The organism is Pseudomonas typographi, from assembly GCF_014694385.1.
GTDB classification, from domain to species: domain Bacteria; phylum Pseudomonadota; class Gammaproteobacteria; order Pseudomonadales; family Pseudomonadaceae; genus Aquipseudomonas; species Aquipseudomonas typographi.
In genome coordinates this window covers 25,978-46,145 of sequence record NZ_JAAOCA010000005.1, presented here as the reverse complement: position 1 = coordinate 46,145, position 20,168 = coordinate 25,978, and the positions used below count along the sequence as shown (strand labels likewise).

Annotated in this window: 16 protein-coding genes; all 16 read left to right on the top strand. The window is 62.4% G+C overall.

Features of this window, described 5'->3' with window-relative positions:
• Positions 1-11 precede the first annotated feature (11 nt).
• The gene (gene uppS, locus HAQ05_RS04915) at positions 12-767 is read left to right on the top strand and encodes a polyprenyl diphosphate synthase (RefSeq protein ID WP_190418011.1); all 756 of its coding nucleotides are present in this window, start codon (positions 12-14) and stop codon (positions 765-767) included.
• Complete coding sequence (locus HAQ05_RS04910; RefSeq protein WP_190418009.1) at positions 767-1,582, top strand: phosphatidate cytidylyltransferase; 816 nt, start codon at positions 767-769, stop codon at positions 1,580-1,582. Before uppS ends, HAQ05_RS04910 begins: the two co-directional genes overlap by 1 nt.
• Positions 1,579-2,769: a 1-deoxy-D-xylulose-5-phosphate reductoisomerase gene (ispC, locus tag HAQ05_RS04905; RefSeq protein ID WP_190418007.1), complete on the top strand. Its 1,191-nt coding sequence runs from the start codon at positions 1,579-1,581 to the stop codon at positions 2,767-2,769. The genes HAQ05_RS04910 and ispC overlap by 4 nt, the downstream gene beginning before the upstream one ends.
• 55 nt (positions 2,770-2,824) lie before the next feature.
• Positions 2,825-4,177: a sigma E protease regulator RseP gene (gene rseP / locus HAQ05_RS04900; protein WP_190418005.1), complete on the top strand. Its 1,353-nt coding sequence runs from the start codon at positions 2,825-2,827 to the stop codon at positions 4,175-4,177.
• Between the two features lie 76 nt (positions 4,178-4,253).
• Positions 4,254-6,614 (top strand): outer membrane protein assembly factor BamA, encoded by a 2,361-nt coding sequence (bamA, locus tag HAQ05_RS04895; RefSeq protein WP_190418003.1) that lies wholly within the window; start codon positions 4,254-4,256, stop codon positions 6,612-6,614.
• Between the two features lie 45 nt (positions 6,615-6,659).
• Positions 6,660-7,163 carry an OmpH family outer membrane protein gene (locus HAQ05_RS04890; protein ID WP_190418001.1) on the top strand — a complete coding sequence of 168 codons (504 nt, stop codon included), beginning with the start codon at positions 6,660-6,662 and terminating at the stop codon, positions 7,161-7,163.
• A 15-nt stretch (positions 7,164-7,178) separates the two neighbouring features.
• Entirely contained in the window at positions 7,179-8,222 is a 1,044-nt protein-coding gene (gene lpxD / locus HAQ05_RS04885; RefSeq protein WP_190418304.1) for a UDP-3-O-(3-hydroxymyristoyl)glucosamine N-acyltransferase, read from the top strand.
• 109 nt (positions 8,223-8,331) lie between these two features.
• Entirely contained in the window at positions 8,332-8,772 is a 441-nt protein-coding gene (fabZ, locus tag HAQ05_RS04880) for a 3-hydroxyacyl-ACP dehydratase FabZ (RefSeq protein WP_190417999.1), read from the top strand.
• Entirely contained in the window at positions 8,769-9,545 is a 777-nt protein-coding gene (gene lpxA / locus HAQ05_RS04875; protein ID WP_190417997.1) for an acyl-ACP--UDP-N-acetylglucosamine O-acyltransferase, read from the top strand. The genes fabZ and lpxA overlap by 4 nt, the downstream gene beginning before the upstream one ends.
• Positions 9,545-10,681 carry a lipid-A-disaccharide synthase gene (gene lpxB / locus HAQ05_RS04870; RefSeq protein ID WP_190417994.1) on the top strand — a complete coding sequence of 379 codons (1,137 nt, stop codon included), beginning with the start codon at positions 9,545-9,547 and terminating at the stop codon, positions 10,679-10,681. Before lpxA ends, lpxB begins: the two co-directional genes overlap by 1 nt.
• A gap of 15 nt (positions 10,682-10,696) precedes the next feature.
• Positions 10,697-11,371: a ribonuclease HII gene (gene rnhB, locus HAQ05_RS04865; protein WP_190417992.1), complete on the top strand. Its 675-nt coding sequence runs from the start codon at positions 10,697-10,699 to the stop codon at positions 11,369-11,371.
• A gap of 73 nt (positions 11,372-11,444) precedes the next feature.
• A complete protein-coding gene (gene dnaE / locus HAQ05_RS04860; protein ID WP_190417990.1) occupies positions 11,445-14,960 on the top strand; it encodes a DNA polymerase III subunit alpha in 3,516 nt (1,171 codons plus the stop codon).
• A gap of 193 nt (positions 14,961-15,153) precedes the next feature.
• A complete protein-coding gene (locus tag HAQ05_RS04855) occupies positions 15,154-16,101 on the top strand; it encodes an acetyl-CoA carboxylase carboxyltransferase subunit alpha (RefSeq protein WP_190417988.1) in 948 nt (315 codons plus the stop codon).
• Positions 16,102-16,154: 53 nt separating this feature from the next.
• Positions 16,155-17,453, top strand: a complete 1,299-nt coding sequence (gene tilS / locus HAQ05_RS04850) for a tRNA lysidine(34) synthetase TilS (protein WP_190417986.1) — start codon at positions 16,155-16,157, stop codon at positions 17,451-17,453.
• 133 nt (positions 17,454-17,586) lie between these two features.
• Entirely contained in the window at positions 17,587-19,215 is a 1,629-nt protein-coding gene (locus HAQ05_RS04845; protein WP_190417979.1) for a CTP synthase, read from the top strand.
• 2 nt (positions 19,216-19,217) lie between these two features.
• On the top strand, positions 19,218-20,063 hold the full coding sequence (gene kdsA / locus HAQ05_RS04840; RefSeq protein ID WP_190417977.1) for a 3-deoxy-8-phosphooctulonate synthase: 846 nt from the start codon (positions 19,218-19,220) through the stop codon (positions 20,061-20,063).
• Positions 20,064-20,168: the final 105 nt, after the last annotated feature.

Genomic DNA, 20,168 nt, shown 5'->3' with positions numbered 1-20,168 from the left:
GACTTTCTTTAATGGAAAAGACCAAGCTAGCGGCACCGCCTTCGGTGCCGCGTCATGTAGCGATTATCATGGACGGTAACAATCGCTGGGCCAAGAAGCGCCTGCTGCCCGGCGTGGCCGGGCATAAGGCCGGCGTGGACGCGGTGCGTGCGGTGATCGAGGTCTGTGCCGAGGCCAAGGTCGAGGTGCTGACCTTGTTCGCCTTCTCCAGCGAAAACTGGCAACGCCCCGCGGATGAAGTGGGCGCGCTCATGGAGCTTTTTTTCACCATGTTGCGGCGTGAGGCCAAGCGGCTCAACGAGAACCGCATCAGCCTACGCATCATTGGCGACCGCAGCCGCTTTCACCCCGACTTGCAGGCCGCCATGCGTGAAGCCGAGGCGCTGACCGCAGGCAACAACCGCTTCATCCTGCAGATCGCCGCCAACTACGGTGGCCAATGGGATATCGCTCAGGCCGCCCAGCGGCTGGCGCGGGAGGTGCAAGCCGGGCACCTGCGGCCTGAGGACATCACCCCGGAGCTGCTGCAGAACTGCCTGGCCACCGGCGAATTGCCACTGCCAGACCTGTGCATCCGCACGGGCGGGGAGCACCGCATCAGCAATTTTCTGCTTTGGCAGCTAGCCTACGCCGAGCTGTATTTTTCCGACCTGTACTGGCCGGACTTCAAACACGAGGCCATGCGCATCGCGCTGGCCGATTTCGCCTCACGGCAGCGTCGCTTCGGCAAGACCAGCGAGCAAGTCGAGGCTGGAGCCCGAGCTTAATGCTTAAACAACGCATCCTTACCGCCCTGGTCCTGTTGCCACTCGCACTGTGTGGTTTCTTTTTGCTCGACGGTGGCTGGTTCGCGCTGTTCATCGGCGCGGTGGTTACCCTCGGCGGGTGGGAATGGGCGCGCCTGGCCGGGTTGCAATGGCAGTGGCAACGGGTGGCCTACGCAGCGTTAGTGGCGCTGATGTTGTTCCTGTTTTACCTGGCGCCGGGCGTGGCACCGTGGCTGCTGGGCCTGGCGGTAATCTGGTGGGCGTTGGCCAGTTGGCTGGTGCTGACGTACCCGGCCAGCGCATCGCACTGGGACAACGTCGCCAGCAAGGCGGTGATCGGGCTGCTGACGTTGTTACCGGCATGGCAAGGGTTGGTGCTGCTCAAGCAGTGGCCGCTGGGCAATTGGTTGATCGTGATGGTGATGGTGCTGGTGTGGACCGCCGACATCGGCGCGTACTTCTCCGGCCGTGCCTTCGGCCGGCGCAAGCTGGCGCCGCAGGTCAGCCCGGGTAAAAGCTGGGAAGGCGTGTATGGCGGCCTGGGGCTGAGCCTCGTGGTCACCCTGGGGGTCGGCATCGGCCGGCATTTGAGCCTGGGCGAATTGATCATGGCCTTGCTTGGCGCGGTGCTGGTGGTGGCCGCCTCGGTGGTGGGCGACCTCACGGAAAGCATGTTCAAACGCCGTGCCGGCATCAAGGACAGCAGCCAATTGTTACCGGGCCATGGCGGCGCGATGGACCGCATCGACAGCTTGACCGCGGCGGTGCCATTGTTCGCCGTGCTGCTGTGGGCCGCTGGCTGGGGCGTGATGTGAGCCGTGCACAACGTGTGACCGTATTGGGCGCCACAGGCTCGATCGGCCTGAGCACGCTGGATGTGATCAGCCGCCACCCGGACCGCTTCGAGGTCTTCGCGCTTAGCGGTTTTAGCCGCATCGATGAATTGCTGCAGTTATGCCGCGCGCACCGCCCCACGTTGGCGGTAGTGCCGGATGAACCTAGCGCGGCCAGGTTGCGCCAGGGCCTGGCCGCGGCCGGCCTTGGCACCGAGGTTTTGCTAGGGGAGCGGGGGCTGTGCGAGGCCGCCTCGGCACCGGAGGTAGACGCGGTGATGGCGGCCATCGTCGGCGCGGCGGGCCTTGCGCCGACGCTCGCGGCCGTGCATGCCGGCAAAAAGGTGTTACTGGCCAACAAGGAAGCGCTGGTGATGTCTGGTGCGCTGTTCATGGCCGCGGTGCGTGCCAGCGGCGCGGTACTGCTGCCGATCGACAGTGAACACAACGCTATATTCCAGTGCCTGCCCAGCGACTATGCGCGCGGGCTGGCACCGATTGGCGTGCGACGGATCCTGCTCACCGCCAGTGGTGGGCCGTTTCGCGAATGGCCTGCCGAGCAGCTGGCCGAGGCCAGCCCCGAGCAAGCCTGCGCCCACCCCAACTGGTCGATGGGGCGAAAGATTTCCATCGACTCTGCCAGCATGATGAACAAAGGCCTGGAGCTGATCGAGGCCTGTTGGCTGTTCGATGCTCGCCCTGAGCAAGTCGAGGTGGTGGTGCACCCGCAGAGCGTAATTCACTCGCTGGTCGATTACGTCGATGGCTCGGTGCTTGCCCAGTTGGGTAACCCCGACATGCGCACACCGATCGCCAATGCGCTAGCCTGGCCGCAACGCATCGACTCGGGGGTGGCCGCGCTCGACCTGTTCAGCATTGCCCGCCTGGATTTCCAGGCGCCGGCCCCGGGCCGCTTTCCATGCCTGCGGCTGGCCGTGGAGGCCGCGCGCGCGGGGGGAAGCGCGCCGACCACGCTCAATGCCGCCAACGAGGTGGCGGTGGCGGCCTTTCTCGAACGGCGCATCCGTTTCACCGAGATCCCTAGTATCATCGAGCAGGTGCTGGCCGAGGAACCGGCCAATGCGCTAGACGGCCTGGAAGCGGTGTTCGAGGCCGATGCGCGGGCCCGGAAACGGGCCAAACAATGGTTGACTCGCCAGGGGCGATGAGGTCCGATGGTCGCCACATGATGAATGGCTGCCTGCTGCCACTTCGGAGAATGTAATGAGTGCGCTCTACATGATTGTCGGCACCCTGGTCGCCTTGGGGGTGCTGGTTACCTTCCACGAGTTTGGCCATTTTTGGGTCGCGCGCCGTTGCGGGGTCAAGGTGCTGCGATTCTCCGTGGGGTTTGGCATGCCGCTGCTGCGCTGGCACGATCGGCACGGCACCGAGTTCGTGGTGGCCGCCATTCCGCTAGGTGGCTACGTCAAAATGCTCGACGAGCGAGAGGGCGAGGTGCCGGCTGTAATGGCGCATCTTTCGTTCAACCGCAAGCCCGTGCACCAGCGCATCGCGATCGTAGCGGCGGGCCCCGTCGCTAACTTCTTGCTGGCCTTGGTGTTCTTCTGGGTTGTCGCCATGCTGGGCAGCCAGCAGGTGCGCCCGGTCATCGGCCAAGTACAGCCCGGCAGCCTGGCGGCAGTAGCGGGCCTGGCCGCTGGGCAGGAAATCGTCTCGGTCGATGGCGATGCCACGCCCGGCTGGTCGGCAGTGAACATGGCCCTGGTCGGCCGATTGGGCGAATCCGGCCACTTGCGTATGGGTGTGATCGAGCCAGGCAGCAGCGCGCCTCAGGTTCACACGGTGGCACTCGATCATTGGCTAAAAGGCAGCGACGAACCCGATCCGATTCGCTCCCTCGGCCTGCAGCCTTGGCGCCCGGCGCTGGAGCCGGTACTGGCCGAGCTAGACCCAGACGGGCCGGCCAAGGCCGCCGGCTTGCAACCCGGCGACCGGCTGGTGGCGCTGGATGGCAAGGCCCTAGGCGACTGGCAGCAGTTGGTCGACACCGTGCGCGAGCAGCCGGGCGCCGCGGTCACCCTTACGGTACTGCGCGCCGGTGCCCAAGTGCAGGTGCCGGTGACCTTGGCCAGCCGCGGCGAAGGCAAAGAGGCTGCGGGGTACCTGGGGGCGGGGGTAAAACCTGCGCAATGGCCAGCCGATATGCTGCGCGAAGTGCGCTACGGGCCGCTTGACGGGATCGCTGAAGGCGCCCGGCGGACCTGGGCCATGACCGCCTTGACCCTTGATTCACTAAAGAAAATGCTGTTCGGCGAGCTCTCTGTAAAAAACTTGAGTGGACCGATAACGATTGCTAAAGTGGCGGGCGCTTCGGCCCAGTCGGGCCTGGGGGATTTCCTGAATTTCCTGGCGTATTTGAGCATAAGCCTGGGCGTTCTTAATTTGCTGCCCATTCCAGTACTGGATGGGGGCCATTTGTTGTTTTACCTGATCGAGTGGGTGCGGGGCCGGCCCGTTTCTGACCGGGTGCAAGGCTGGGGGATCCAGATCGGTATCAGTCTGGTAGTCGGGGTGATGTTGCTCGCCCTGATCAACGATTTGGGTCGGTTGTAATAATGCATCGCTCAATTGCGAACCTGCCGCCTACGCGGCAGTTTGTTTATTGCCGTAAGGAATAAGAAAGGACTTCATGAAACGTCTGCTGCTTACCGCGGTGCTGTCCGCACTGATGATCGCCGAAGTTCACGCCGAGTCCTTCACTATCTCCGATATCCGTGTAAACGGCCTTCAAAGGGTCTCCGCCGGTAGCGTATTCGGTGCGCTGCCATTGAACGTGGGGGACACCGCCGATGACGGCCGCCTGGTGGATTCCACCCGGGCGTTGTTCAAGACCGGTTTTTTCCAGGACATCCAGTTGGGCCGTGATGGCAACGTCCTGGTCATCAACGTGGTTGAGCGCCCGTCGATCGCCAGCATTGAAATTGAAGGCAACAAGGCCATTTCCTCCGACGACCTGCTCAAGGGCTTGCGCCAGTCGGGTCTGTCCGAAGGCGAGATCTTCCAGCGCGCCACCCTCGAAGGCGTGCGTAACGAGTTGCAACGCCAGTACGTGGCCCAGGGCCGCTACTCGGCCACGGTCGACACCGAGGTGGTCACCGAACCGCGCAACCGTGTGGCCCTGAAGATCAAGATCAACGAAGGCACCGTGGCGGCGATCCAGCACATCAACATCGTTGGTAACACCGTATTCCCCGAGCAAGACCTCAAGGACCTGTTCGAACTCAAGACCACCAACTGGTTGTCCTTCTTCAAGAACGACGACAAGTACGCGCGCGAAAAGCTGTCCGGTGACCTGGAGCGGCTGCGCTCCTACTACCTCGACCGCGGCTACATCAACATGGACATCGCCTCCACCCAGGTGTCCATCACACCAGACAAAAAACACGTCTACATCACCGTGAACATCAACGAAGGCGCCAAGTACAATGTGCGCGACGTGAAGCTCACCGGTGACCTGAAGGTGCCCGAAGAGCAGATCAAGGCACTGATGCTGGTGCAAAAGGGCCAGGTGTTCTCACGTAAAGTGATGACCGACACCTCCGAGCTCATCACGCGGCGCCTAGGCAACGAGGGCTACACCTTCGCCAATGTCAACGGCGTGCCGCAGCCCCATGATGACGACCACACCGTCGACATCACCTTCGTGGTGGACCCAGGCAAGCGCGCCTATGTCGACCGTATCAACTTCCGTGGCAACACCAAAACCGACGACCAGGTACTGCGCCGCGAAATGCGCCAGATGGAAGGCGGCTGGGCCTCGACCTACTTGATCGACCAGTCCAAGACGCGGCTGGAACGCCTGGGTTACTTCAAGGAAGTCAACGTCGAGACGCCACCGGTGCCGGGCACCGACGATCAGGTCGATGTGAACTACACGGTCGAAGAGCAACCGTCCGGCAGCATCACCGCCAGCGTGGGCTTTGCCCAGAGCGCTGGTTTGATCCTCGGTGGTTCGATCAGCCAGAACAACTTCCTCGGGTCGGGTAACAAGGTCGGTATCGGCCTGACCCGTTCGGAGTACCAAACCCGCTACAACTTCAGCTTCGTCAACCCGTATTACACGCCAGACGGCGTAAGCCTGGGCTACAACGCCTTCTACCGTAAAACCGACTACGACGAGTTGGATGTCGACGTGGCCAGCTATGCGGTGGACAGCCTGGGTGCCGGGCTGAACTTCGGTTACCCGATCAGCGAGACGTCGCGCCTGAACTTCGGCCTGACCGTGCAACGTGACGAAATCAACACCGGCACCTACACGGTCGGCGAAATCTATGACTTCATCGACCGCGAAGGCGACAGCTTCACCAACTTCAAGGCCTCGGTAGGCTGGTCGGATTCGACCCTCAACCGTGGCACCCTGCCTACCCGTGGCCATGCCCAGAGCTTGACCCTGGAAACCACCACGCCGGGCAGCGACCTGTCGTTCTACAAGATCGACTACCGCGGCCAGATCTTCGCGCCACTGACCGATACCTATACGCTGCGCTTCCACACCGAGCTGGGGTATGGCGACGGTTATGGTTCCACCGACGGCCTGCCGTTCTATGAAAACTACTACGCCGGGGGCTTCAACTCGGTGCGTGGCTTCAAGGACAGCACGCTGGGGCCGCGCGGTACTCCAGCGACGAACGACCCGGACCAGGACGATGTGGCCTTCGGCGGCAACGTGCTGATCACTGGCGGTGCGGAAGTCCTGTTCCCGATGCCGTTCATCAAGGACCAAAAGTCGCTGCGTACTTCCTTGTTCTGGGACGTGGGTAATACGTTCGACTCCAAGTGCCAGTACCGTACCAACTCGGCAGGTGATCACCCGGTCAATAACAGGGACTGCGGTTCGATCGACCTCTCCAACATGGCGGCGTCTGTGGGCCTGGGGGTAACGTGGATCACCGCCCTTGGCCCGCTGAGTTTCAGCCTGGCGATGCCGGTGAAGAAACCGGACGACGCCGAAACCCAGATTTTCCAATTCTCGCTCGGCCAGACGTTCTAAGCGCTGGCCGTACTACACCACACAGGGATTCTGCAGGAGCTCAACGTGCGTAAGTTCACCCAATTGCTTATCGTGGCGGCCGCCATGATCGCTACCCCGGCATTCGCTGAAATGAAAGTCGCCGTCCTGAATTACCAGATGGCCTTGCTCGAATCCGATGCCGCGAAGAAATACGCCGTCGACGCCGAAAAGAAATTCGGCCCGCAGTTGACCAAGCTCAAAGCCCTGGAAGCCAGCGCCAAGGGCATCCAGGACCGCTTGGTCAGTGGCGGCGACAAAATGCAACAAGGCGAGCGCGAGCGCCTGGAGCTGGACTTCAAGCAAAAGGCCCGGGACTTCCAGTTCCAATCCAAAGAGCTGAACGAAGCCAAGGCCGCGGCTGACCGTGACATGCTGCAGCAGCTCAAGCCCAAGCTTGACGGCGCGGTAGAGGCCGTGATCAAGCAAGGTAGCTTTGACTTGGTACTGGAGCGCGGTGCAGTGGTGGACGTAAAACCGCAATACGACATCACCCGCCAGGTGATCGAACGCATGAACCAGGCTAAGTGAGTTAGACCCTTGAGCATGACCCTCGGCCAATTGGCCGATACCCTGGGCGCCGAGCTGCGCGGCACCCGGGCGCTGGAAATCACCGGGCTGGCTACCTTGCAGGAAGCCGGCCCCGCTCAACTGAGCTTTCTCGCCAACCCGCAGTACCGCAAGTTTCTCGATCACAGCCAAGCCGGTGCCGTGCTGCTCAAAGCGGCCGATGCCGAAGGCTTCACCGGCAACGCATTGATCGTGGCCGACCCGTACCTTGCGTATGCGCGTATTTCCCATGCGTTCGACCCCAAGCCCCGAGCCCCGGCCGGTATCCACCCCAGCGCCGTGGTCGCCGCCGATGCGACGGTGGCCCCTAGCGCCAGCGTCGGGCCATTCGTGGTGGTTGAAAGCGGCGCCCATATTGGCGCCGGTGTGACCATCGGCGCCCATGGCTACATCGGCGCGCGCTGCGTGATTGGCGAGGGCGGTTGGCTTGCGCCGCGGGTCACGCTTTATCACGACGTGCACATCGGTAAGCGCGTGGTGATACAGTCGGGCGCGGTACTCGGCGGTGAGGGCTTCGGGTTCGCCAATGAGAAAGGCGTATGGCAAAAAATTGCCCAGGTCGGCGGCGTGCAAGTGGGCGACGATGTCGAAATCGGCGTGAACACCGCGGTTGACCGCGGGGCCCTGGCCGACACGGTGTTAGGTAACGGCGTCAAGCTCGATAATCAGATCCAGATCGCGCATAACGTGCAGGTCGGTGACCATACCGCCATGGCCGCCTGTGTGGGGATTTCCGGCAGCACCAAAATCGGCCGGCACTGCATGCTCGCCGGTGGGGTTGGCTTGGTGGGGCACATCGAAATCTGCGACAACGTTTTCATCACTGGCATGACGATGGTGACCCGTTCGATCACCGAGCCGGGCAGTTATTCGTCCGGTACCGCCATGCAGCCCGCGGCCGAATGGCGTAAGAGCGCGGCCCGTATCCGCCACCTCGACGACATGTCGCGGCGCCTGGCCCAGTTGGAAAAGCGCGTCGATGCGGTGACCCGTAGCGCGGATACGCCATCAGAAGGCTGACAAACGCTCACTATCAAGCACGCGCTGCATTTAAACTGTCGTCTTGATCATATAAGGAGCACCGCCCCTGCAGCGGTGCTCCATTCTCTTATTAAGGCTCTTCCTGAACATGATGGACATCAACGAGATTCGCGAATACCTGCCCCACCGCTACCCGTTCCTGTTGGTGGACCGTGTTCAGGAGCTGGACGTCGAGGGCCAGCGCATTCGTGCGTACAAAAATGTCAGCATCAACGAGCCTTTCTTCAATGGCCACTTCCCTGCCCATCCGATCATGCCAGGCGTGCTGATCATCGAAGCCATGGCCCAGGCGGCCGGCATTCTGGGCTTCAAGATGATGGGCGTGAAACCCGCCGACGGCACCCTCTATTATTTCGTGGGCTCAGACAAACTGCGCTTCCGCCAACCGGTGCTGCCAGGCGACCAACTGATACTCGAAGCGCAATTCCTGAGCAGCAAGCGGCAAATCTGGAAGTTCAATTGCACGGCCTCGGTGGCTGGCAAAGTCGTCTGCTCGGCCGAAATTACCTGCGCGGAACAGAAACTATGAGTGTGATCGACCCTCGTGCAATCATCGACCCTACGGCAACACTTGCCGACGGTGTCGAGGTGGGCCCTTGGTCGATCGTCGGTGCAGGTGTGGAAATCGGCGAGGGCACGGTGATTGGTCCTCATGTGGTATTGCGTGGGCCAACCCGGATTGGCAAGCACAACCGTATCTATCAGTTTGCCTCGGTGGGCGAAGACACCCCCGACCTCAAATACCAAGGCGAACCGACCACGTTGGTCATCGGTGACCATAATGTGATTCGCGAAGGTGCCACCATTCACCGTGGCACTGTGCAGGACCGTGGCGAAACCACCTTGGGCGACCACAACCTGATCATGGCTTACGCCCATATCGGCCACGACAGCGTTATCGGTAACCACTGCATCTTGGTCAATAACACCGCATTGGCCGGGCATGTGCATGTGGGAGATTGGGCGATCTTGTCCGGTTTCACCCTGGTGCACCAGTACGTGCATATCGGTGCCCATGCGTTTTCCGGCATGGGCACGGCGATCGGCAAGGACGTGCCGGCGTTCGTGACGGTGTTCGGCAATCCGGCCCAGGCGCGCAGCATGAATTTCGAAGGCATGCGCCGGCGTGGTTTCAGCGAGGACTGCATGCAGGCACTGCGGCGCGCCTACAAGGTGGTGTATCGCCAAGGGTTGACCCGCGACCAAGCGCTATTGGAGCTTGGAGAACTGGCCGGCGAGTACGCGGAAGTCGCGCTGTTCCGTGACTCGGTGGCGGCCTCCAACCGGGGTATTACCCGCTGATGGCGCCGCCCCAGCCACTGTGCATCGCCCTGGTAGCAGGCGAAGCCAGTGGGGATATTCTCGGCAGTGGCTTGATGCGCGCACTCAAGGCGCGCCAGGCCGATGTGCGCTTCATTGGCGTGGGTGGCCCGCTGATGGAGGCCGAAGGCCTGCAATCGTACTTTCCCATGGAGCGCCTGGCAGTGATGGGGTTGGTCGAAGTGCTTGGCCGGCTACGGGAATTGCTGGCCCGGCGCAAGGCGCTGGTGCAGACCTTGCTCCAGGCCCGGCCAGACGTGTTCATTGGCATCGATGCGCCAGATTTTACCCTTGATATCGAGTTGCAGCTTCGTCATGCCGGTATCAAGACCGTGCACTATGTGAGCCCTTCGGTGTGGGCGTGGCGGCAAAAAAGGGTGCTGAAGATTCGCGAGGGCTGCGACCTGATGCTCACGCTGTTTCCCTTCGAGGCGCAATTTTACGAAGCCAAAGGGGTGCCGGTGCGGTTTGTCGGGCATTCGCTGGCCGACGCTATCGCTTTGCAGCCGGACCGCACGGCGGCACGTGCCCAATTGGGGCTGCCAGCCGATGCCCAGGTACTGGCGCTGATGCCGGGCAGCCGAGGCAGTGAGGTCAAGCGCCTGGGTGCGCTGTTCCTTGACACCGCGCAGCGGCTGCTGGCCGACCGCCCGGGCCTGCGCTTGCTGGTGCCCAGCGCCAATGGGCAGCGCCGCCAGCAGCTCGAAGCCCTGCTGGAGGGCCGTTCATTGCCGGTTACCCTGCTCGACGGCCAATCGCACCTGGCGTTGGAGGCCTGCGACGCGGTGCTGATCGCCTCGGGTACGGCCACCTTGGAGGCGCTGTTGTACAAACGGCCGATGGTGGTCGCCTACCGCTTGGCGCCGTTGACGTTCTGGTTGCTCAAACGTATGGTCAACAGCCCGTACATATCGCTGCCTAACCTGTTGGCGCAACAAGCCGTGGTGCCAGAAGTATTGCAGGATGACGCCACAGCTGAACGCCTGGCCGCCCAACTGGCGCCTTTGCTCGATGGGCACGAGCGGCAAACCGAGAAGTTCGATGCGATACACCGCACCCTGCGCCGCGACGCCTCCAACCAGGCGGCCGATGCGGTGTTGCAATTGTTGGCCCGCTGATAGGACGCTGCCGCCATGCCACCGAAACAACTACCCATAGGCTTGGATTTCGACTTGGTCGAGGAACGGGTCGCTGGCGTCGACGAGGTGGGCCGTGGCCCACTGTGCGGGCCGGTGGTGACCGCCGCGGTGATCCTCGACCCGGCGCGCCCGATTACCGGGCTGAACGATTCGAAGAAGCTCACCGAGGCGCGCCGCGAAGCGTTGTTCGGCGAAATTTGCGACAAGGCCCTCAGTTGGTGCATCGCCCGTGCCGAAGTGGACGAGATCGACCAATTGAACATCCTGCACGCCACGATGTTGGCCATGCAGCGTGCGGTCGCCGGGCTGCACATAACCCCGCGCATGGCCATGATCGACGGCAACCGCTGCCCGAAGCTGGCCGTACCCAGCACGGCTGTGGTACAGGGCGATGCCAAGGTGCCGGCGATCGCCGCGGCATCGATCCTGGCTAAAGTGAGCCGCGACCGCGAAATGGCCGCGTTCGATTTGATCTATCCCGGCTACGGCCTGGCCGCGCACAAGGGCTACCCTACGCCAGTGCACCTCGAAGCCCTTGCGCGCTTGGGGGCGACGCCGATCCATCGGCGCTCGTTCGCCCCGGTACGCGCGGCGCTCGAGGCGCAAACCGCCGGCTTGATCTTCGGCACGGCGGAAGGCGCGGTGGTAGGCCCGGCGCAGCTCGACTGAGCGCGCCGGATCGCCGGGCGCGGCCAACCTCGTTACAATCGCTTCCCAAGCTTCGACTACCTGGATAACGCTTATGTCGGTTTCATTCGTTCACCTGCGCCTTCATACCGAGTATTCCCTGGTCGACGGCTTGGTCCGGATCAAACCCTTGGTCAAGGCCCTGGCCGGCATGAACATGCCCGCCGTGGCCGTAACCGACCAGAACAACATGTGTTCGTTGGTCAAGTTCTATAAAACCGCCATGGGCGCGGGCATCAAGCCGATTTGCGGCGCCGACCTGTTCCTGGCCGGTAAGGACGCCGACGCGCCCTTGGCGCGCATCACCTTGCTGGCGATGAACCGCGAGGGCTACCGCAACATCACCGAACTGATTTCCCGGGGTTACCTCGAAGGCCAACAGGGTGGCCAAGTGGTGCTGCAGCGCGCATGGGTAGCCGAGGCCAGCGCCGGGGTGATCGCGTTGTCCGGGGCGAAAGAGGGCGATATTGGCCAGGCGCTGTTGGGCAGCAACCCTGAAGAGGCCGACGCCCTGTTGGCTGAATGGATGCGAGTGTTTCCGGAGCGTTTTTACGTGGAAGTGCAGCGCACCCAGCGCGCCAACGACGAGCAATACCTGCATGCCGCCGTGGCGCTGGCCGACCGGCTTGGCGCGCCGCTGGTGGCCACCAACGACGTGCGCTTCATCAAGGCCGAGGATTACGAGGCCCATGAAACCCGCGTGTGCATCGGTGAGGGCCGGGCGCTGGACGACCCACGACGCAGTCGCAACTACAGTGACCAGCAATACCTCAAAAGCCCGGAGGAAATGGCCGAGTTGTTCAGCGACCTGCCCGATGCGCTGCAGAACACCGTGGAGATCGCCAAACGTTGCAACATTGATGTGCAGTTGGGTAAGAACTTCTTGCCTGAATACCCCATTCCGGAAGGTATGACCATCAATGAGTTTTTTCGCAAGGTGTCCTTCGACGGCCTCGAGGAACGCTTGGCGATTTTGCTGGCGCCGGACGCCGAGGATCACGCAGCGCGCCGGCAGGTGTATGTAGACCGGCTCAACTTCGAGCTCGATATCATCATCCAGATGGGCTTTCCCGGTTACTTCCTGATCGTCATGGATTTTATCCAGTGGGCCAAGAGCAACGGCGTGCCGGTGGGCCCGGGCCGGGGGTCGGGCGCGGGGTCGCTGGTGGCCTACGTGCTGAAGATCACCGACCTCGACCCATTGGAATACGATCTGCTGTTCGAACGTTTCCTCAACCCCGAACGGGTGTCGATGCCCGACTTCGACGTCGACTTTTGCATGGACGGCCGCGACCGGGTGATCGACTACGTGGCCGATAAATATGGCCGCAACGCGGTGAGCCAGATCATCACCTTCGGTTCGATGGCGGCCAAGGCCGTGGTGCGCGACGTGGCGCGTGCCCAGGGCAAGTCTTTTGGCCTGGCCGACCGGCTGTCGAAGATGATCCCGTTCGAAGTGGGCATGACCTTGGCAAAAGCCTTCGAACAGGAAGAAATGCTTCGCGATTTTCTGGCCAGCGACGAAGAAGCAGCCGAAATCTGGGGCATGGCACTTAAGCTCGAAGGCATTACCCGCAACGTCGGCAAGCACGCCGGTGGGGTGGTGATTGCCCCCACCAAGCTCACGGATTTCGCCCCCATCTATTGCGATGAATTCGGCGATGGCCTGGTGACCCAGTACGACAAGGACGATGTCGAAGCCGCGGGGCTGGTGAAGTTCGACTTCCTCGGCCTGCGCACCCTGACCATCATCGATTGGGCGCTGGAAACCATCAACCGCGACTGTGCGAAAACCGGCGAGCAGCCGGTGGACATTGCCCATATTCCCCTGGACGACAAGCCGACCTACGCGTTGTTGCAGAAGGCCGAGACCACCGCGGTATTCCAGCTTGAATCCCGTGGCATGAAAGAGCTGATCAAAAAGCTCAAGCCCGACTGCCTCGAAGACCTTATCGCCTTGGTGGCGCTGTTCCGCCCCGGCCCGCTGCAGTCTGGCATGGTCGATGACTTCATCAACCGCAAGCACGGCCGCGCCGAGCTGGCCTGGCCGCACCCGGATTACCAATACGACGGGCTCAAACCAGTGCTCGCGCCCACCTACGGCATCATCCTGTACCAGGAACAGGTGATGCAGATCGCCCAGGTGATGGCCGGCTATACCCTCGGCGGCGCCGACATGCTGCGCCGTGCCATGGGCAAGAAAAAACCCGAAGAAATGGCCAAGCAGCGCGGGGCATTCATCGAGGGTTGTACGCAGAACAACATAGAGCCAGACCTGGCCGGTAACATCTTCGACCTGGTCGAAAAGTTCGCCGGCTACGGCTTCAACAAATCCCACTCGGCCGCCTATGGCTTGGTGTCGTACCAAACCGCCTGGCTCAAGGCGCACCACCCGGCGGCATTCATGGCGGCGGTGTTGTCGGCCGATATGCATAACACCGACAAGGTGGTGACCTTGATCGAGGAAGTGCGCAGTATGAAGCTGCGCCTGGACTCGCCCGACGTGAACACCTCCGACTTCAAGTTCACCGTTAACCTCGACGGGCGCATTGTCTATGGCTTGGGTGCCATCAAAGGGGTGGGCGAGGGGCCCGTCGAGGCGATTGTCGAGGCGCGGGCCAGCGGCCCGTTCAAGGACCTGTTCGATTTCTGCAGCCGGGTCGACCTCAAGCGCATCAATAAGCGCACCCTCGACGCCCTGGTGCGCAGCGGCGCCCTGGACCGCCTCGGGCCGTTCTTCAACGATGAGCTCAAAGCCTACCAAGCCACCGTCGACCAGAACCGCGCGGTGTTGCTGGCTGCCCTGGAAGAAGCGATCAAATCCGCCGAACAAGCGGCGCGCACCCTGGACAGCGGCCACATCGACCTCTTCGGGGGGTTGTTCGAAGCCGAGGACATCGATGTGTACCAAAGCTACCGCAAAGCGCGCGCCCTCAGCTTGAAAGACCGCCTCAAGGGTGAGAAAGACACCCTGGGCCTTTATCTCACCGGCCACCCGATCGACGAATACGAAGCCGAAGTACGCCGCTTCGCTCGCCAGCGGATCGTTGACCTCAAGCCGGCCCGCGACGTGCAAACCATCGCCGGGATGATCGTGGCCATGCGGGTGATGAAGAACAAAAAGGGCGACAAGATGGGTTTCATCACCCTTGACGACCGCTCCGGCCGTATCGAAGCCTCACTGTTCGCCGATGCGTTTGCCGGGGCCCAGCACCTGTTGCAAAACGATGCGGTGGTGGTGGTCGAAGGGGAGGTCAGCAACGATGACTTCTCCGGCGGGCTGCGCTTGCGGGTCAAACGGCTGATGACCATCGAGCAGGCGCGCACCCAGTTGGCCGAAAGCCTGCGTTTGAAAGTGCACGGGCAAGCGCTCGAGGCGCGTATGAAATGGCTAGGGGACGTACTGAAGAACCACCGCGGCGGTTGCCCGGTGACCCTCGATTATACCGGCCGCGATGCCAGGGCCTTGTTGCAGTTGGGCGAGGGCTGGAGCATCGACCCGGGCGATACGCTGATCCAAGCCCTGCGTGACCAGTTCGGCCGGGAGAACGTCTTCCTGCAGTATCGGTAGGGCCTGCTGAGGTTTCGCGCGCGGTAACGCGGGCCGCCAGCGAAAGGCACCGCCACGGTGCGCAGCCAACTTCTGAAACCGCGCACTGACAGCACGGAATTTAATCTCGACCTCAAGGCGCCATTTCCGTATGGTATGGCGCCAAACGGATCAACCGGCCGGCCGCCTGGCCGTCGACCCAAGACGGAAAGCTATGAACCCGAATTTTCTAGATTTCGAACAGCCGATCGCTGACCTGCAAGCCAAGATCGAAGAGCTGCGCCTCGTCGGCAATGACAATTCGCTGAACATCGGCGACGAAATCTCGCGGCTGCAAGAAAAAAGCAGCACGTTGACCGAAAGCATTTTCGGTAGCCTTACCAGTTGGCAGATTGCCCGGCTGGCGCGCCACCCGCGCCGCCCATACACCCTGGATTACATCACACACCTGTTCACCGAGTTCGAAGAGCTTCACGGCGACCGGCATTTCTCCGATGACGCGGCCATCGTCGGCGGCACGGCCCGCCTCGACGGCCAGCCGGTGATGATCATCGGCCACCAAAAGGGCCGCGAAGTGCGCGAAAAGGTGCGCCGTAACTTCGGCATGCCGCGGCCGGAAGGCTATCGCAAGGCATGCCGCTTGATGGAAATGGCCGAGCGTTTCAAAATGCCGATCCTGACCTTCATTGATACCCCCGGCGCCTACCCGGGGATCGACGCCGAAGAGCGCAACCAAAGTGAAGCCATCGCCTGGAACTTGCGGGTGATGGCACGGCTGAAAACCCCGATCATCGCCACCGTGATCGGCGAGGGCGGCTCCGGCGGCGCGTTGGCGATTGGCGTATGCGACCAGTTGAACATGCTGCAGTACTCCACCTATTCGGTGATCTCCCCGGAAGGCTGCGCGTCGATCCTCTGGAAAACCGCCGAAAAGGCCGCCGATGCCGCCGAAGCCATGGGTATTACCGCGGAACGCCTCAAGGGGCTGGGCATCGTCGATAAGGTGATCCCCGAGCCGCTGGGTGGCGCCCACCGTGATATCGCCGAAGCGGCGGCCAGCATCAGCGAGTCGTTGGTTGAGCAGCTCGACATACTCAAGCAGCTCGACATCAGTAGCTTGCTTGAACGCCGCTACCAGCGACTGATGAGCTACGGGGTTTGATTAAGCATTAAAGGGGTGGCTTGCATTCTTTATGGTATCCATAGGCCCATGGGATGAACCTGCCCGACCACCTGCTCAAAACCCTCGCTGGGTGGCTTAGCGCTCCACGCTGGACCATCGCCTTGTCGGGGGGGCTGGATTCCACCGTTCTGCTGCACCTGCTCGCGGCCCTCGCTAAAGAGCACGGCCTTCCGCCACTTAGGGCAATCCATGTGCACCACGGCCTGCAGCCCGCGGCAGATGCGTGGCCTGGGCACTGCCAGCGGGTGTGCGATGCCTATGGTGTGCCGCTTGAAGTGCTCAAGGTAGAGGTGCCCGCACACGCCAGCCCGGAGCAGGCCGCGCGCCGTGCCCGGCACTGCGCCTTGGCGCAGCGGCTGGAACCTGGCGAGGTGCTGCTGCTGGCGCACCATCGCGACGACCAAGCCGAAACCGTGCTTTACCGCCTGTTACGCGGCGCAGGCGTGCACGGGCTCGCGGCCATGCCAGCATGCCGCCGTGCCGGTGCGGGCTGGCTGGTGCGCCCGCTGTTGGCGGTGGGCCGCGCCACGTTGCAAGCCTACGCCTCGAACCAGCGGTTGCACTGGGTCGAAGACCCCAGCAATGCGCGCAGTGAAGCGGATCGCAATTACCTGCGCCACCAGGTATTACCGGCCCTGCAGGCGCGCTGGCCACACGCGCCGGCAAGCCTGGCGCGGGCCGCGGGCCATTGCGCCGAAGCCCAGGCGCTGCTGGGCGATTTGGCGGCGGCCGACCTTGCCCAACCGCCCGCTGCGCTGCCCTGGTTGCCGTTGCCGAGCCTGGCGCTGGCGCCATTGCTTGGGCTGTCCCCCGCGCGCCAGCGCAATGCGTTGCGGCATTTTCTCGCTCCGCTGACGCGGCTTCCAGATACCGAGCACTGGCACGGCTGGGACAACCTGCGCGACGCGCGCCTGGCCGGCGAGCCCTGTTGGCGCCTGGCCGATGGAGAGCTGCGGCGTGCCGGCGGGCGCCTTTGGTGGTTGAGCGGTGCCTGGCTGCAGCTCTGGCCTACCCAGCCGGTGCCCTGGCCTCAGCCGGGTACGCCGCTACAATTGCCGGGCAATGGGCACGTGTGGCTACAGGCGCCGGTGCCCGGCCAGTTGCACATCGGTTACCGCCAGGGCGGCGAACGGCTCCGAATTCCCGGGCGCGGCCAGCGCGACCTGAAACGCTGGATGCAAGAGCAGGGGGTGCCGGTGTTCTTGCGCGGGCGCCTGCCGCTATTGTTCGCAGGCGGCGAACTGTTGGCCGTGGCGCAGTTCCCATTGGCTGCGGGAGAGAACCCGCCGTTATGTTGGGCGGTGCCGACGAATGAGCAGCGTTTGAGATGAAAGGGGCTTTCCGGTAGACTACCCTCCCTTCTTGAGACAGCTTCCGTTTGCCCGTTCCGGGCGCGGTGGCTCGCGATTTACCTTCGCTTTCCCCGGCGGCCCTGGCCGCTTTAACAGACTTCTAGGGTTTTTCATGACGCGCTACATCTTCGTCACGGGCGGTGTTGTTTCTTCTTTGGGGAAAGGCATTGCTTCGGCTTCATTGGCGGCCATCCTGGAGGCGCGGGGGCTGAAGGTCACCATGCTCAAGCTGGATCCGTACATCAACGTCGACCCCGGCACCATGAGCCCGTTCCAGCATGGCGAAGTCTTCGTGACCCATGATGGCGCCGAAACCGACCTCGACCTGGGCCACTACGAGCGGTTCATCCGCACCACCATGACCCAGAACAACAACTTCACCACCGGCCGCGTGTACGAGCACGTGTTGCGCAAAGAGCGGCGGGGCGATTACCTGGGTGCGACCATCCAGGTGATCCCGCACATTACCGACGAAATCAAGCGCCGTATCATCAAGGGTGCCGGCGACGCCGACGTGGCCCTGGTCGAAATCGGCGGTACAGTGGGCGATATCGAGTCGCAACCGTTCCTCGAGGCGATCCGCCAGTTACGCGTCGAAGTGGGTGCCAAGCGTGCCATGCTGATGCACTTGACCCTGGTGCCCTACATTGCGACCGCCGGTGAAACCAAGACCAAGCCGACCCAGCACTCGGTCAAGGAGCTGCGCTCCATCGGCCTGCAGCCCGATGTGCTGATTTGCCGTTCCGACCATACTGTGGACAGTTCGTCGCGCAACAAGATCGCACTGTTCACCAACGTTGAGCAGCGCGCGGTCATTTCGCTCGAAGACGTCGACACCATCTACAAGATCCCGCGCCGCTTGCACGAGCAAGAGCTGGACGACATCGTCGTCGAACGCTTTGGCCTGCAGTGCCGCAGCGCCGACTTGTCCGAATGGGACAAGGTCATCGACGCCAAGCTACACCCCGAGCACGAAGTCACTATCGCCATGGTCGGCAAGTACATGGAACTGCTCGATGCGTACAAGTCGCTGATCGAAGCGATGAGCCACGCCGGCATCCAGAACCGTACCAAGGTCAACCTGCGCTACATCGACTCCGAAGACATCGAGAACCAGGGCACCGGCCTGCTTGAAGGGGTCGACGCGATCCTGGTACCGGGCGGTTTCGGCCTGCGCGGGGTCGAGGGCAAGATCAGGGCGGTGCAGTTCGCCCGTGAAAACAAGGTGCCCTACCTGGGCATTTGCCTGGGTATGCAGGTGGCAGTGATCGAGTTCGCCCGTAACGTAGTGGGCTGGGCCGATGCCAATTCCACCGAGTTCGAACGCAACAGCACCCACCCGGTGGTCGGCTTGATCACCGAATGGTCCGATGCCACCGGTAGCGTCGAAACCCGTACGGAAACGTCCGACCTGGGTGGCACCATGCGCCTGGGCGCCCAAGAATGCCAATTGGTGCGTGGTTCCCGCGTTCACGATTGCTATGGCAAAGACGTGATCGTCGAGCGCCATCGGCATCGCTACGAGGTCAACAACAACCTGCTACCGCAGTTGCTCGATGCAGGTCTGGTGGTGTCCGGCCGTTCCGGTGATGGTGCGCTGGTCGAGGTTATCGAAGCCCACGACCACCCGTGGTTCGTGGCATGCCAGTTCCACCCCGAATTCACCTCCACCCCGCGCGATGGCCACCCGCTGTTCAGTGGCTTCGTCAAGGCAGCGCTGGCCCAGCGCGCTAAGGCTTGAAAATGGCTCAGAAAACAATCCGTGTAGGCACGCTCGAGCTGGCCAACGACAGGCCGATGGCCCTGTTCGGCGGCATGAACGTGCTCGAATCCCGTGACATGGCCATGCAGGTGTGCGAAGCCTACGTCAAGGTCACCGCCAAGCTGGGCATTCCCTATGTATTCAAGGCCAGCTTCGACAAGGCCAACCGCTCCTCGATCAATTCCTATCGTGGCCCGGGCCTGGACGAAGGCCTGAAGATCTTCGAAGAGATCAAGAAGACTTTCCAGGTGCCCGTGATCACCGACGTGCACGAGCCCTATCAGGCCGCGCCGGTCGCGCAGGTGTGTGACATCATCCAGTTGCCGGCTTTCTTGTCGCGGCAAACCGATTTGGTCGTGGCCATGGCCAAGACCGGTGCGGTGATCAATATCAAAAAGGCCCAGTTCCTCGCGCCGCAAGAAATGAAACATATCCTTACCAAGTGCGAGGAAGCCGGCAACGATCAGTTGGTCCTATGTGAGCGCGGCTCCAGCTTTGGCTACAACAATCTGGTGGTCGACATGCTGGGCTTCGGCATCATGAAGCAGTTCGAATACCCGGTGTTCTTCGACGTTACCCACGCGCTGCAGATGCCCGGCGGGCGGGCCGACTCCGCGGGCGGCCGGCGCGGGCAAGTCACGGACCTCGCCAAGGCGGGCATCAGCCAGGGCCTGGCCGGGTTATTCCTGGAAGCCCACCCTGACCCGGAACACGCCAAATGCGACGGCCCCTGCGCGCTGCGGCTGGATAAACTCGAACCGTTCCTGGCCCAATTGAAGGCGCTGGATGAACTGGTCAAGGCTTTTCCGATCATAGAAACGGCCTAACCCCATTGCCCGGCTTGCCGGGCAATGTTGCATTCAACGCCCGGGGGCTGCCCGTTGCGGCCCTCTGGAGTTTGCGTCACCCCTCGTTGCGTCGTTTTCGTCCAA